The organism is Xenorhabdus sp. PB61.4 (assembly GCF_963894935.1).
GTDB lineage: Bacteria > Pseudomonadota > Gammaproteobacteria > Enterobacterales > Enterobacteriaceae > Xenorhabdus > Xenorhabdus stockiae.
This window is the reverse complement of the sequence record NZ_CAWQJR010000079.1, coordinates 22,564-38,227: the sequence shown is the minus strand read 5'-3', so window position 1 is coordinate 38,227 and position 15,664 is coordinate 22,564. Positions and strand designations below refer to the sequence as shown.

5 protein-coding genes are annotated in these 15,664 nt (G+C 44.0%); 2 read left to right on the top strand and 3 right to left on the bottom strand.

From position 1 onward, the window contains the following. Positions 1-78: 78 nt before the first annotated feature. Complete coding sequence (locus AACX68_RS05435) at positions 79-1,257, bottom strand: FAD-dependent monooxygenase (RefSeq protein WP_228858521.1); 1,179 nt, start codon at positions 1,255-1,257, stop codon at positions 79-81. Beyond that, positions 1,242-8,465: an amino acid adenylation domain-containing protein gene (locus AACX68_RS05430; protein WP_228858520.1), complete on the bottom strand. Its 7,224-nt coding sequence runs from the start codon at positions 8,463-8,465 to the stop codon at positions 1,242-1,244. The genes AACX68_RS05435 and AACX68_RS05430 overlap by 16 nt, the downstream gene beginning before the upstream one ends. A gap of 315 nt (positions 8,466-8,780) precedes the next feature. Between AACX68_RS05430 and AACX68_RS05425 the strand changes: the two genes are divergently transcribed. Both AACX68_RS05425 and cynS read left to right on the top strand, forming a co-directional pair. After that, positions 8,781-9,755, top strand: a complete 975-nt coding sequence (locus tag AACX68_RS05425) for a methyltransferase (protein WP_228858519.1) — start codon at positions 8,781-8,783, stop codon at positions 9,753-9,755. 90 nt (positions 9,756-9,845) lie between these two features. Beyond that, on the top strand, positions 9,846-10,316 hold the full coding sequence (gene cynS / locus AACX68_RS05420; protein WP_228858518.1) for a cyanase: 471 nt from the start codon (positions 9,846-9,848) through the stop codon (positions 10,314-10,316). A 189-nt stretch (positions 10,317-10,505) separates the two neighbouring features. Here the strand turns inward: cynS and AACX68_RS05415 are convergent, their stop codons facing one another. Then, a complete protein-coding gene (locus tag AACX68_RS05415) occupies positions 10,506-15,632 on the bottom strand; it encodes a type I polyketide synthase (protein ID WP_228858517.1) in 5,127 nt (1,708 codons plus the stop codon). Positions 15,633-15,664 lie beyond the last annotated feature (32 nt).

Genomic DNA, 15,664 nt, shown 5'->3' with positions numbered 1-15,664 from the left:
AATAACGGGCTGTATTTTTACTTGAAACACAGCCCGTTGCAGATTTTTACGACAAAAATACTTTAACCAAAAGAGTGCTTATAGGGTCTGGAGCGTAAGATCTCCCACCGGAAAGTGTAAGAATCTTTCAAAGTCTTCTCTGAGAGCCGTCTCTGGTAAAGACTGTAAAGATAACTCCCTCTGCTGACAATCAAAAATACCATCTTCCTGTCCAAGGTCACTTTGTATCTTTGATTCATTAACAAACAATTCAGTTCTTGGGATACGAACTTTCTCGTATTGGCGCAGAGCGGCAACTGGATCTGGCTGCTGCTTCAACATATGCCCCAAAACAGCAGCATCTTCAATCGCCATCCCGGCACCTTGGCCCAGTGTCGTAAGCATAGGGTGAGCGGCATCGCCTAAAAGAGTAATTCTTCCTTTTCCCCAAAGCGGGGAAAAAGGCCTGTCCTGCGCAGATACGGAGATAATATCTTCCGATGGCGTTTGTGAAATAATGTCGGAAACAATTGTTGGCCAACCCTCAAAATAGGCCAGAACATCCTGATTACTCCCTTCCCAATGACAGGCCTGTTCGTTACTCATGTTTGCAGTTCCCCACCAATAAACTTCGCCTCCGCCTATATCGATTAAACCGACTCGTTTTCCCTGCCCCAAATAATGGACAACATAGCCGGGGGTAATTTGCGGATGCTGATAGCGGGTAATTGCCAGCCAGCAGATATAATCAGAAGAGCGGAGCGGCTGATTCCCCTGTAGATATTCCCGGACAACAGAGTGGATACCATCAGCACCAATCAACAGGTCACCCTGTGTTTCTCTGCCGTCAGCAAAACGGACAGTCACAGCATTATCACTTTCGATAATTTCATCTACTTTCGCATCGACATGGATAATACTCTGATCTAATTGCTGTAACAGGGCTTCTTGTAGTGCCTTACGTGATAAACAAACACTATCAAATCCATTGGAAGACGAGATTTCAGGTACAGGCATTCTGCGTATAAGCTGATCCTTAACGTTCCTGATTTCGAAATTCTTAACCGGAGCACCAAAGTTTTCCAGTTTCAGATTAACCCCAATAGAGGATAACGCCGCAACAGCATTAGTTATCACAGACAGACCAGAACCTGCCGTTCGTAAAGTCGTGGCTTGTTCGTAAACTTCAACCTCATAACCAAGACGCTGTAAAACAACCGCCGTCGTTAATCCGCCAATACCTGCACCAGCTATAATAACTTTCAATGGACGGGACATATTTTCTCCGAATCCGATATTACTTGTTTTGTAGACGATTTTTTCATTTCCTGAAGAATGACCTTTGCCACTTCCTGTACATAAGGTTCCTCCATGATTTCCAGATGATCACCGGGCACATCAATAACATTGATATAACCGCTTGTCTTGTTCTCCCAGCCATTTTTCGGATCACGATACTCACTTCGTACTGCATCATGCATAGAGCGCAGAATGACAGGTAACGGCCGTGTTGCATGTAATAAAGTCATATTGATATCAGCTTTATAAGCGGCATGGTCAGTAGCCGCTTTCCAGTTTGCTTTATACACATCGAATAACCGCTGTATGACTGCGCGGGAACTACCCTGAGGAATTGCACCTGTCGCGATAGCATGCTCGGTAATATATTCGAACTGTTCCTGCAAAGAGGTAATCTGTTCCGGTAAGGTCTGTTCCGGGAGTGTGGCGCCTTCATTCAGCCACAATAATTCCCAGAAGAACCATCGCAGCAAAGCGCCTTCATTTATTGTTGTCTCAGGCGATGCGTTAACAGCCACCGTGTCTAAAATAAAGAGGTCTGTCACATCTTCACCCTGCTCTTTCAATTGTCGGGCCATCTCGAATGCGACAAATCCGCCATAAGACCAGCCTCCGATTGAATATGGGCCATGTGGTTGTATTTCACGTATCGCTTCCAGATAATTTGCCGCTTGTTCTTGTATGCTGTTCAGCGGTATAGATCCTGCATCTACGCCATGCGCCTGTAAGGCATAGAAAGGTTGATCATCAGGGAAATACTTCACTAACCGCAAATAGGACAACACATTTCCCCCCATAGGGTGGACAAAGAACAGTGGCTGTTTATGCCCTGTCGTTCGCATGGGGACAAGCGGACTGAATTTAGGATACCCTCCCTCTTCCCTGATATGTGCAGCTAACTGGGCAACCGTCGGATAACTGATAAAAAGAGACAAAGGAACACTGGTACTGAAATGCTTTTCAATCAAGACCACCATTCTCATGGCAGTTAATGAAGTAGCACCGATATCAAACAGATTCTGGTGAACAGATACAGCAGGAATTTTCAGCAAATCAGCGGCCAAATCACACAGAACCTGTTCATAATTGTCTCGTGGCGCAATATCTTCTGCGTTGTTATGACATTGCATGACTTTCATATTGCGTAATGCAGCATCATCACGCTTACCACTTAGCGTTTTAGGCAGAGTACTCAGCCACTCTATTCGGGAAGGCACCATGTATTTAGGTAATTTTTCAGACAAATGTTGCTGTATACGCCCAGTTAATGCTTCATTCTTTTCTCCGATCAAGAATGCCACCAGCAGGCTATCATTTTCCCCATGTTGCTGAACGACAACAGCGACGTCTTGCAGAACCTTGTCAGCACCGGGCGTACTCGATATCGCTAATTCTATTTCTGCCAGTTCTATACGATACCCACGTACTTTAACCTGAGTATCTTTACGGCCTAGGCTGAGGATATTGCCATCCCTGAGTTTTACACCCAGATCACCGGTTCGATACAGTGTCCCGCTGCCTTTAAGGGCAATAAAGCGTTCTGCGGTTAATTCTGGCTGACGGTAATAGCCCTGTGCGACAGGTAAACCACGGGCATAAATTTCCCCCTGTTCACCAATGGCGACCTCTTCTAGCTGGCTATTAAGCAAGATGATATCTGCGTTGTTGATACTTTTACCAATGGGAGGAAGTGCCGGAAAAACTGCTGGATCCCCCTGCATGGTAAATGCCGTGATAACATGAGTTTCTGTCGGGCCGTACTGGTTCTCAAGAATACCGTTATTAATCTGACCGATAAGCAAACGAATATCGTCAGTCACCCGAAGTTGTTCGCCTGATGAAATAACAACTTTCAGGTTTTTCGGATAGGTTTCCAGTGCAACGGCTGTTTCAGCTAATTGCTGAAGCGCAACATAAGGCAGATAAATTCTTTCTGTCCGGTAATTATCAAGAATACGCAGTAATTGCAAAGGATCGCGTCGTTCATCCTCACTGATAAGATGTAGCTCACCACCGGCAGTCAGCGTAGAGAAAATCTCCTGAAATGAAACGTCAAAACTCAGTGGCGCATACTGTAAGGTAGAACAAATATTTTTACCGGTATGGGTTTCATTTTGCCAAATAACCATATTTGACAGGCTACGATGCGGCATTGCCACACCTTTGGGTTTACCCGTTGAACCGGAGGTAAACAGTAAATAGGCCAGTTGTTCAGGCACTATTTCTGTCTCTGATTCCTCTGTTTCTGATAAAGGCACACCTCTGTGTATCAGCGTGTCAGCCCGCATGGTTGGAATTGTTGCCACGTTAAATAACTGACTGGATTTATCATCAACAATGACAAGTGCTGGCTGAGCCTGTTCCATCATGGCTTCAATACGCTGAGCCGGATAGCTTAAATCCAACGGAAGACAAACTCCGCCGGCTCTCATAACACCAATCAGTGAAGCAACCAGTATCGGAGAACGTTCAAGCGCAATTGCAACAGGCGTATTTTGCACAACGCCACCAGCAATCAACACGGAAGCAATTTTCCCGGATTCCGACCAGAGTTTCCTGTAACTCCATTGCAGATCATGATGACGGATTGCAATTGCATCCGGCTGTTCCCGTACATTTTTGGCCATCATCGCCAGTACAGAGATAAATTCCTGAGAATATATGTCTTTGTTGCTTTGTGTAAGTGGCTGGCTTAGCGTCGCCGGTTGATCACGATGGCTGACCATTCTGTTCAATATGGACATATAGATATCCATATAGGTATCAGCCTGAATCTGTGAGAACACCCTGCCATCAAAATCACATCGCAGATAATGTTGGCCGGTACTGAAATCGGTCATGACATTGAGCAGTAATTCAAAATTCGTCTCTTCCCATGGATCAAATGTAATGAGAGATAAATCAGGAGTGTCAAAAACGTCTTTTAATACATGAAAATGAATGTAATTAAACGCGGAACTTATTTCCGCTCCTTCTCCTGCTACTTGCCGGATAGCATTAAGCGGATATTTACGATATGGAGCATGATGCTGTTCAGCGCTAAATACAGCATGGATACACTCTTTCCATGTTTTATTCTGCGCAGAAAAACGGACAGGTAATGTATTGAGAAACAACCCCAGTGTTTGTTCTGAATTCTGTGCATCCGGTCTGCCATGAGTGACTAACCCGGTTGCAATTTCATCCTGAGCCGTAATTTTAGCCACAGTCAAACAATGGGCGGCAAAGAATACTGATTTAACTGAAACACGTTCACGCTGGACTAATATCGTCAGCTTTTCTTCAGTCTCTTTGGAAATGATTGCTTTTTTAGTGAAGATCCGATCTTCTGGCTCACTGTCGTACAATCGGTAGGCCGGTAATTGCGTTCTGGGAAGCCCGCTGAACATGTTTTTCCAGAACAACTGATGTTCCTGACACTGTAATGCGTGGAGTTCATCCTGAATATACAGAGCTGGGGATGGTAATACATCTGTCTCAGAAGCATACATGCCGTCATGCTGGTAACGAGAAAAGAGTTCACGTATCAAATTTGCCACACTGCCACCATCCAGAATGGCATGATGAAAACTGAACACCATATCAATAGTATCTGCCGTTCTGAATAAGCTGATTCGATACAATGGCGCACAATCAAACTGATAGTTATGGCAACGCCCCTTTTCCATGCACTCTTTGATCGTTGTTTCGGAATCATCCTGTGTCAGTGAGCTGATATCATGAATCTCTACAACATCATCAAGCCTGATATTGTGGTTGATAATTTGCAATGGCTCACTGAAATCCGCCAGATTAAAGTGAGAACGCAGGACAGGATGCCGCTGGATTATCGCTGATATACTTTGGCGAAAAGTTTCAGGCTCCCACTTTCCTTTCAGCGTATAGCGGAAAACATCTTTATAGGTGGCTGAATGTTTGCTCTGCTGGCTGTGATATATCAAACCAAGCTGGAGTTGAGTGGCAGGAAACGCATCTTCATAGTGTGAAAGTGCTGCACGCTCTTTTTCTTTGATCAAGGCAAACGGAGATAGCTCAACATGTTTTTGAACTTTCCGGCCAGCGTCAATTTGCTGGCCCAACTCAGCTATTGTCAAATATTGTGATAACTCAGAAAGCGTGACATTCATTCCTGCTTTTTCAGCCTCAGAACGTACTTTCAACATCAGGATTGAATCACCGCCTAATGTGTAAAAATTATCCTGCACGCTGAGCTTCTCAAGCTTTAATACCCGTTGCCATATTTCAGCCAATTGATGTTCAGTTTCAGTCTGAGCATCATCATAGCTAGCCGAAACCTCCGTTTTTACCAATGAGCTATTTACCAGCGTAATAAGTGCCTGACGATCAACTTTTCCATTTGGAGTAAGAGGAATATAAGAAACAGGGATAAATTGCTGCGGGATCATGAAATCAGGCAAGCATTCCAGTAACATTTCACGCAGTTTTTCAGAAGTAAGATGCTGGTTATTAATGACATTCAGGTTAATAACATAATATGCACACAGGTAAGTATCACCATTACTGTTTACCTGTGGTAAAACCTCCGCTTGGCTGATCCCCTGAATACGCTCAAGCGTATTTTGTATTTCCCCAAGCTCAATACGGTTTCCTCTGATTTTTACCTGATTATCAATTCGCCCCAAATATTCAATGCTGCCATCAGGTAACCATTTAGCTAAATCCCCTGTACGATACCAGCGTTCACCTCCATCCAGAATGAATTTCTCGTCTGTTAATTCAGTTTTATTGTGATAACCACGGGCTAACCCAATGCCACTGATCTGCAATTCACCTGCAATACCTATTGGTTGCCGGGTACCATGCTGGGACACGATTCTCAGTGTAATATTGTTGATCGGGAATCCAATAGGAACCCGACTGATAACACTGCTATTTTCGGGAAGAAACTCAAAATATGACACATCTACGGTTGCCTCTGTCGGGCCATAGAGATTAATCAAAGCCGGTGCATGTAAACCAAAAGCGGAAAAAATCTGACGGAATTGATTAACCCGTGTCGGAGGTAAGGCTTCACCGCTGGTGAATACACGGCGTAGACTTGTTAGTTGATTCACTAACTCTGGTTCAGCTTCCAGAATATCGAGGAAAGGCTGAAGCATAGAAGGAACAAAGTGCAATGTTGTTACGTTGTGTGCACTTATCGCGTTTATTATCTCCCGCGGATCTTTATGAGCACCGGGAGGTAATAAGTGAACAGATGCCCCGGAAATTGACCACCAGAATAACTCCCAGACAGACACATCAAATGAAATAGGCGTCTTTTGTAATATCACATCAGTGCTATTGAGTGGATAACGTTCCTGCATCCACTCAATCCGGTTTACCGCTGAATTATGATTGATCATTACACCTTTAGGTTGTCCGGTAGAGCCTGAGGTATAAATCATATAAGCCAGCGAATCTGCGGCAGATAAATTGGGCTGCTTTATATGCTCATGAATTGAAATGCGACTTCCGTCAATGACAACATATGATTGCTCACTCAAAGACGGATTAACCTCATCGGAAATGATGACCGTGACACCACTGTCCTTCAGCATATAGTTAACCCGCTCTTGCGGATAATTGGGATCTACAGGCAAATAAGCGGCACCGGCTTTCAAGACCGCGAAAATCGCTGTGAGCATATCCGTACTGCGATCCATCAAAATAGCAACCATGTCCCCTTTTCTCACGCCAGCCTTCAGTAAAACGGCCACCATACTGTCTATACGGCTTTGGAACTGGAGATAAGTCAGTGCTGGTTTCCCGCCAGAACTTGCGATAGCGATTGCGTCACCATCTAATGCAACCTGAGTATAAAATAGCGTTGATAAGGTTTCTTGTTTTGAGAATTCAGTAACCGGCCCTTGTTCAAAAAGAGCAAGTCGTGCCATTTCTTCTATTGAAGAGAGGTTAACCTGAGCAACAGTCTGCTCCGGTGATGTAACCATCTGTTCAATGATATGACCTAAAGATGAAGTAAAGGCTTCAAATGAATAATCTTCATCGAAAATATCCTCAGCCCCGGTAATATCAATGGCAACTTCCCTGTTATTCCCACAACTATGAACATGAATCGCAATAGCATCATCTTCATGGGCTGTTGCTGCGGCATAAATCTCTCCGTCGTTATAGATATCACGGGAAGCCGCAGTTAGGGGTGAATAGTTATAAGATACAGTGACATCAAAACACTGACGTTTCCCGGCGCCTATAGATTTAAGTAAACGCCCAAGAGGAATATGTTCAAACGTTTTTAAATTTGAAATATCGGCTTTAATACGCGCCGCCAGTTCAATAAACGTATCCTGTGCGTTGACCATAACAGCCAGTGGCAGTGTATTAGCCCACTCCCCTGCAATATCAAGCTGATTCATACGACGGTTAAGGAATGGAATACCAATGGTTAATCGGGTGTTATTGTGTACTCGTGATAACAAGATAGCCACTGAAGCCATAACAACCTGATAAGGATTGATTCCCTGAGAAAGCATTTTCTCTACTTTAGCGGGCGCTAATAGGTGCCTATGTTGTATAAAATGAGACTGATGCGTTTTCTTTTTCCGATTAAAAAAAACCGATTCATGACGTTGTGTAAGATCAGCCAGTTTTGTTATTTGCTGTTCGGTTTCTGGCTGTGACAGAATTTTTTCCTGTTCAAGGATCGATGAAATATATTTTTCAGTGTTGAGGGATAATGACTCTGTATTATCATCAGTATTCCGATAATATTTGGCGATTTTTTTTGTTAGCTGATTTATTCCCCAACCATCACAAACAATATGATGGGCTCGAATAAAAATAGCTGACTGGTTATTTTTCAAATTGCGCAGTAAGACAACTTCAAGTAATGATTTGTCATTCAGAGTAAAAATGTGTTTTGCCCATTCTTTGAAGAGCACAGAAATATCTTTACCTTCAGCATCAATAATTTTTACTTGATTAATAGCACTGTTTTTTATCTGCTGATTCAGCACTCCATCCTGTTCAAGGATACGTATTTGACGTGTTACATCGCAATTTATAGTATTGTTAACTGCATGAAAATACCTTTCAAAATTAATATTTTCTTTTAATTTTAGTGCGATGGCTATAGTAAATTGATTACTTTCTGGATTACGTTGAGTTTCATAATAAATTTCTTTTTGGTACTGGGTAAGAGGTACTACTTGTGAAGTTTTCATAGCGGTTTACTGCTTACATCGTAATTCGGGTGTTTTATTTTATGAACCACGCTCTACTCAACACAAGGAGTATTATTTTACATTGCATTACATTTTTTATTAAGCACATAATAAAATCAGATTTTATGGCAATTAATTGATATTTATCAAAGAAAAATAATTTAATTAACAGCTTTCCATAAAGTCTGGGTGATAATATTTAACCTGTTTTTTCATGGGGATAATTATTGCTCTTATGACATTATTTGATAATGCAAGATTTATTAAAAGAATATATTTTAATTCTAATTAATTATGTATACGTAGGAGAAAATAATGCTATCAGAAATGACTGTGTCTTATCGTAAGTCTGCTGCACTGTTTGCCTTTGTAGAAAGTAAGGCGCCATTATATTTAACCACTCAAAAGGGTAAAACAGCGAAACACCTTGCTCAATTATGTCATGTTTCTGAGGACAGGTTTCATAGGTTGTTGAATTACATGCAAACCCTCAATGTGTTAACAAAAAAAGAAGATAAATTTTATCTCACTGAGCAATGCTCAACTCTCAGTGATCCAAACAGCCTTGAGACACTACACATAAAACTCGAATTAAACCCAGCTATTTGGAATGCATGGTCACAATACAGCACATCTCTGAATGAAATGAGCGAAAAATCGGCGTTTGAAATTCAAAATCATCAATCATTTTTCGCTTATGCAGGTCATGAAAGTAATAAAAACTTCAAAGTGACTTTTGATGAGTTTATGTCAAAAGCAACTGAGTCAAAGAGTGATCCAATTATTGAAAATATGCCTCTAGATGGCATTACTTCATTCATTGATATCGGTGGAGGTCTTGGCGCTTTAGCAAAAGATATAAAAACGCACTATCCCCATATCCAGTGTCACGTCATGGATTTGTATGATTTTGATAAAAAAGAATCTGAAGGTGTGACTTTAATCAACGGTGATTTTTTTGCTGATATTCCTTCAGGATACGATGCTTATTGTATAAAAAACGTATTGCATAACTGGCCAGATCAAAAAGCCGTTGACATTCTCAGAAATTGCCATAAAGCAATGAGAAAAGATTCTGTTTTATATATTATCGAGATGATTAAAGAGAAAAATAATGCGACTTCAGAATCTTTTGATTTATATATGGATGTCACAGTATCGGGTAAATCACGATATCGCTCAGAATTCGAATCAATAGCAGGACAAGCGGGTCTTACTATAACAAATGCATACAATCTTAATTTCTCCCTGACAGGAAGTCACCACTATATTATTGAAATGAAAAAGTAAGCAATCAATAACCCGGATCACTATCCATAATTCGGGTTATTTTCCTTATTTCTTGCTTTTCTATCTCTCACTACTATTCCGGAAAATAACATGCAACAAACATTAACCACTCAAACCTCTCGTCTTGAACTGACTGAACGTATTATCACAGCCAAACTTGCGAAAAACCTCTCATGGGAAGACATTGCGCAGGGCACAGGGCTGAGTGTGACTTTTGTTACAGCGGCCTTACTTGGGCAGCATTCATTACCGATGGAAGCAGCCAAAAAGGTTGTCGAACAATTGGGGCTGAAAGATGATGCGGTAAAACTTCTACAGGCAATTCCTATGCGGGGTTCAATCCCAACCGGAATACCGACTGACCCAACGATTTATCGCTTCTATGAAATATTACAAGTCTACGGAACAACCTTAAAAGCGTTAATTCATGAGCAATTTGGCGATGGTATTATTAGTGCAATTGACTTTAAATTAGATATCAAGAAAATCGAAGATCCCGCAGGCGGAAGCCGGGCTGTAATCACTCTGGATGGTAAATATTTACCGACAAAACCGTTTTAATCATGTGAAACCCGTGTGCTGGTGGGTGTTTTTCTGTGAGCGGAGAATGCCGGAGAATGTTTCTGACAGAAATGGCATTTAAAAAACTCTTCCCGGATAGAACATGAGAGACACCGTAGTCCGATAAGTTTCCTATTGAAACCAAATCGCAACTACGTGTCTCTGAATTAGCTATTTCGAAGGTTGTTCCTACTTCGTAATTTCCTTAACTTGCAATCGATATGTAATCAATGATGCAAGTTCAGCCAGCGGCTTATCACTTAACAACAATTCCAGCGGAATATCCAAACGTAATTGTTTGTTGATTTTTTGTACCAACATTAAACCATTCAATGAATCAATACCGTTGTTAGTCAAAGGTAGATCGGGATGGAATACTTCTGTTGACGTCCCAACAATCTCACCACAAAAAGTTTGTAGCAAGCTAACGACATCATCCAGATCACTCACTGCAAGCGCCGCTTCTATGGGGAAAGTCTGAACCACATTTTCTTGCTGAACATCACGCAATAGCGGTAAATGACGCATCTGGCCGGACAGCAAATTTGACCAGTTCGTCAAGAATGGCACCAGTTGCGGCTCAATCCGAGCAAACAAGCGCTCTAAAACAGCTAATCCCTCCTCTGAACCAAATGGCTGTAAGCCACTATTTTCCAATATTGGCAGCGTTCGACTATCCCGCAAAGCGATCCCCGCTTCCCATGGCCCCCAATTAAGGCTTAACGCAGGTAAACCTTGCTGACGCCGTAAACAGGCCAGACTATCCAACATAGCGTTAGCCGCTGCGTAAGATGCCATACCCGGTAAAGCCAATAATGCCCCCAACGAGGAAAACATAACAAAATGCTCTAAAGGTGCATCAGCCAATGCTTGATGCAATGTCCAGGCAGCTAATGCTTTAGTGGCAAATACTCTATCAAACGCCTCAGGGCTGAGTTCACGATATCCCTGATCTTCAACATGCGCAGCGCAATGAATCACCCCTCGCAGCGGCTGGCTGGCTTGTTGTCGATACTCAGCCAAACAAATGCGGGTCCTTTCCACATCACCGAGATCAACCGGCAGATAATTAGCCTCTATCCCTTGTTGATGTAGCATTTCCAATAACTTTTGATCAGCCGCATCAAGGACAAGACGACGCCCTATCAATAACAAATGTTGGGCACCATGTTGTACCATCCAGGGAATCAATTGACGCCCAATATCACCAAAAGCACCAGTCAGCAGATAGCAGCCATCTGGACGAAAACGCACTGGTGGTAGCGCGGGTATTTCAGGTAATGGCACAAGGCGTAGCACATAACGCTGGTCATGGCGCAGAGCTAATTGATCCTCGCCATCACCTATCAATAGCGCGTCCCACCATTTGGCTGGAGCCGTGATACTGTCAATATCCAGTAATCCACCCCATAATGCAGTTGCTTCTTGTTGGCCAATAACGCGCATCATTCCCCATAATGCGGCGGCAAATGGGTCGGGCTGATCCTGCTCAGTGATTTGATGAGCACATTGAGTCACTATCCACAAACGTGGTTTTATCGACCGTTCGGCCAGCGCCGAACACAAATGTATCAACGAATGATAAACCATCCGCGGAGCCTGCAACGGCCAGAGGATCAGGATCCTTTCGGTTTCAACAGGAAGAGTATCAACTAATTCCTGAATTTTCTGATAACTGTCAGGCAGACCAGAATACAACGAGGCACATCCACCACGGCGTTGCAACTCATCAGCTAACTCTTCTGCCAGAGCGTTTTCACCCCCAAGGATAGCCCATTGCGTCACAGACTCTGTTGACGGCTGAGCGGGCAATTTACGCCACTGTGGTTGGCCGACAACCAGATTGTGCAGTTTGGCAGACAAGCTGTTTTTTCTATTACCAACAAGCTGAACGCAAAACCCGCTGATCTGACAAAGCAACTTACCGCTATCAGTATAGACGTCAATATCACCAATCCATTGTTGTTGCGTCTGCTTAGTATTTCTGGCATGGGCATGAACCCGACCTGACAATTTACCATTGATACGCAAATGCTGAATACTGACCGGGATACGGAACTCGTTAGCAGGAATTGGCGCGTGAACATCAGCAGACTGAATCGCCAACAATGATTGGAAGATGCCATCCAAAGCCGCTGGGTGGAAATTCATTCCCTCCGGTGCAGGTGGTAATTCAATCTCACAGATTGTTTCTTCTTTACCAACAAACGCATGGCGCAGAGTACAAAAAACACCACTATAACTGAAATGTAGATGTTGAAATGCCTGATACAACATCTCTTGGTTCCACATGCAAGGATAGCGATCATTTACCGCTAATGGAGGAATAGCACAAGCAGTAGCACCCGGTACAACGATGTTCACTTGTGCACTGGCTGCAAGTTGGTAATGTACACTCTCATCCAGATTACGGGTAATGTGTACTTGCACTTCCATTCGCTGGCGATCTAGCTGTGTCTTTAACCTGAATTCTATGCCTGGCTCTAGCAGTAAAGCCGATTGCAACACAATATTATCAAGCGCTAATCCAACGTCAGGAAAACAGATACTAGCCGCCGCCAACATGATTTCAATATAGCCCGCAGCCGGAAACATTGCATTTCCCATGACAACATGATCGAGTAACCAAGGCACTTGTTCTACAGTCAACTCAGCTTGCCAACTCTCGCTGCCCGGCTGAGCTTCGCCCAATAATACACCGCTCAATATACGTAATCGGCGGCGACGGCTAATCTCTGGTTCATGCCAATAAGATTGCTGATGCCAGGAGTAAGTGGGTAGATCAATTGGGCAAGCGGTAGGCATCAGAGCCCGCCAGTCCGGTTCAACCCCAGCTTCAAACAGCTGTCCTAACAGTTGTGGCCAATTCTGCCCTGAGCGACAAGCAAACACTTGCCCTCGATAAGGCTGGCTCCAGTCCTTTAATCCTGCACTCAGTAGGGATTTAGGTGAAACTTCCAGAAAATGGTGGAAACCCGCTTTGAGCATGTTTTCTACCGCATCGTCAAAACGGAGTGACGAGACAACATTGTCAGCCCAATGCTCGGGATTCAACTTTCCATTAATCAACTCCCCGGTGACTGATGAAAACACTGGCAACAAAGGTTCTGCCGCGGGAACGGTTGCCGCATCCGCAGTCAACCCAGCCCTGATTGACTCTATATAATGTGAATGAGAAGCAATTCTATAATTAAGCCAACTACTGGCGATACGCTGCTGCTTTAAGCGCTCAGCAACAGCGGTTAATTCACTTATCGGCCCAGACAGTAAGCAACGATTGATACTATTACGCCCTGCTATCACCACGGCAGGCTCGGCACCGGGGGCAGACAAATGAGGCAATATCTGCTCAACTGTCGCCGCCACGATTAATAATCCGCCGCCTTTATTCAACACACGTTCCAGATAATGATAACGCTGATGTAACAGTGTCAGGGCCTGCGTCAGATCATAAATTCCCGCCAGATAACAAGCCGCCATTTCACCGGAACTATGACCAAGTAACGCCGCTGGTTTGAACCCCCACTTCTGCAACTGCGCAGCCATTGATATTTGTACAGCAAACTGCATTGGCGGCTCTATCAGTTCATCGGCAGAGATCAATGCCGCATATAAGGAAGGTGCAGAAAATCCCGTCCAAATGGCCTCACAACGCTCGAATTGTTCAGTAAATTCGGGAAATTGCTGAAACCAAGCGATAGAGTCTTGCCAATCTTCACTGCCAATACCCGCAAATATCCAAACCAGACGATCAACCTTTTTATTGTTATGCTCCGACGACACATTCAGATTAGTCAACCGCTGTAGCAACTGTTCCCGGTTACTGAATGCGATCCCCTTACGTAACGGAAAGCAGTGACGAGTCGTCGCCAAGCTATAGCACAAATCATCAAGGGCAATATCTGGCTGCTGTTGCAGCAAATCAGCAATGCTCTGAGCTTGTTGCTTCAGAGAAAACTCAGACTGCGCAGACAATGGCAGCATGAAAGCTTGCCCTTGCGTCGTCCGAAGTTGTACGGAAGGTTCTGCATTATTACTTAACACCACATGGACATTCGTTCCGCCAAAACCAAAGGAATTCACCCCAGCTATCACTTTTCCTTCAGGCAATGGAGTTAACTGCTGTGGAACTTGCAATCCCAACTCAGTAAAACGAATGTGGCGGTTAGGCGGCTCGGCATGTAAATTGCCCGGTACCTGTCCTCGTTGTAAACACAATACCGCTTTAATTAATCCAGCAATGCCCGCCGCAGCTTCCGTATGACCAATTACGGATTTACACGCACCAATCAACAATGGGCGGTCTGTCGGTTCGGGCCGACAGACCAGCCCCAGTGCTTCTGCTTCTATCGGATCACCTACCCCAGTCCCAGTACCATGGGCCTCAATATAATCAATCTCTTCCGGGGAAATCCCCGCCTGAGCACAGGCCATCCGAATTACTCGTTGTTGTGCGGTGCTACTTGGCTGAGTAATCGTGGGAGTGCGGCCATCTTGATTGGCAGCTGAACCGTGGATCACCGCCAAAACGGGATCGCCATCCTGTAAAGCCGCATTCAAAGGTTTCAGCAAAACAGCACCGACTCCTTCACTACGCACATAACCATCAGCGTTAGCTGAAAAGCTATGACAGCGGTTGGTCAATGATAGAAAACCAGTACGGCTTTCTACTATCGAAAAATCAGGCATCAACATTAACTGGCTGCCACCCGCTAGCGCCAGTTGTGATTCTCCGCGCCGCAAACTTTCACAGGCCAAATGGACCGCTAACAGGGACGATGAACAGGCGCTATCAATAGTCAAGGATGGCCCTTGAAAATCAAATGCATGGGATATCCGGTTTGACAACATGGTTCCCATTGCACCGGTTGAGGTATAACCGGTAGTCTGACGCAAATCAGTAAATTGCAGGTGCATATAATCATGAGTGAAAGCACCGATATAGACACCAACCGCCTGACCCGCCAACGATTTTGGCGCTATTCTCGCCCGTTCCAGCGTTTCCCATGTCACCTGCAACATCAAACGATGCTGTGGATCGATAAAAGGCGCTTCTGTATTACTGATATCAAACACCGCCGCATCGAAGCCGGTAACATCAGCGATAAACCCGCCTTCTCGCGCTACCATTTTCCCCGGCAAATTGCGATCTCGGGAACTATAAGCCTGAGTTGACCAGCGTTCAGGGGGGACTGGAGTAATTGCGTCACTTGAACCACATAACAGCTGCCAGAATTCCTCTGGAGAGCTAACACCTCCCGGGAAACGGCAACTCATACCGATAATGGCAATCGGCATATTATCGCTTCTCATCATATTAATATCCATAGTGGTATTCTTTACTCCGA